Below are 1,117 nucleotides of genomic sequence, written 5' to 3'. Positions count from 1 at the left end.
GACTTTTCTTTAAATGAGTTTCTATGCTTCCAAACCTTTATAAAAGTCTCCTGAAGCCATTCTTTTGCAAGCTCATTATTTCCTGATGCATACCCTAAACATAACCTGTGGATTTTAGAAGCGTGTAAATTATAGATGTTAGTAAATTCTTGTTCTGTAATCATTATTTAGATGATAATATCGTTTGCACTTGTTTCATAAACCATTCAGGTTTGTCAAGCATTATAAAATGAGCACTATCTTCCGCTATAATAACATTGTAATCTTTTAAATTTGCATACTGATTTTTATAGGTTTGCTTAACCATTTCCTCACCGTATGGTTGTGATGCTGCAATTATAGTAACTGGAATCGAAATGTTTTTTAAATTTTCTCTAAGGTCTAATTTAAGGTAATCTGTATATCCATAAACATATGTTTTTCGGTCAGATTCTAGTATCCAGTTCTTAATTTTTTCTTGAGCTGATTCTTTAAGGCTCATGCTTTTTGACATTGTTGTGGCAGTTTGCTCAAAGGCTACATCATCCATTGCTAGTAGTTGATTGTTATATGGACTTTCATACATCAAGTTTTCAGGGTTGAAATCAGGAATCATTAATGCGCCTGAAGCAGGAAGCGCATCAACTAATATGATTTTAGAAAGCTTTAAGTCGTTTTGTGAAGCAAGCCAAGTGGCAATGGTACCGCCCAAACTGTGTCCAATTATGGTAGTATTTTGCAAGTCGTTTTTTAAGATATAGTTTTTTAGAGACTCGTTAACTTTAGGTAACCAAGGGAATTCTATAGGTTCTTTTCCGCCAAAACCAGCTAAAGTTACTATATGACATTCGTAATTTTTTTCAAGTTTCTTTACTAGTGGACTCCAAATGTTTCCAGGAACTGTAAACCCTGGAATTAATATGATAGATTTACCTTTTCCTGTAACTTCTACATTGATAGGCTGACTTTCATTTTTTGCATAAATAGATAAAGAAAATACGATTGAGACGAATAATAAAATAAGATTTTTCATTGTTTTTAAGTTTTGATTTCCCTTTAGATGCGGAAATCAAAAAATGTTACATCTTATTTTAAAAGTGGTATAAAATAAGGTCAATTTATTCTTTGATAATGGTTG

2 protein-coding genes are annotated in these 1,117 nt (G+C 31.9%); both read right to left on the bottom strand.

The window, feature by feature from the left end; all coding sequences use genetic code 11:
• A partial coding sequence (locus tag ITJ86_RS17640; protein ID WP_394370122.1) for an RNA polymerase sigma factor occupies positions 1 to 164 on the bottom strand: 164 nt, incomplete at its 3' end.
• Positions 164 to 1,012, bottom strand: coding sequence for an alpha/beta fold hydrolase (locus ITJ86_RS17150; protein WP_195872872.1), 849 nt, complete (start codon positions 1,010 to 1,012; stop codon positions 164 to 166). The genes ITJ86_RS17640 and ITJ86_RS17150, both read right to left, overlap by 1 nt.
• Positions 1,013 to 1,117 lie beyond the last annotated feature (105 nt).

This window comes from Winogradskyella marina (genome assembly GCF_015645385.1).
In the GTDB taxonomy this organism is placed as follows: domain Bacteria; phylum Bacteroidota; class Bacteroidia; order Flavobacteriales; family Flavobacteriaceae; genus Winogradskyella; species Winogradskyella marina.
This window is presented reverse-complemented; position numbering and strand designations above follow the sequence as displayed.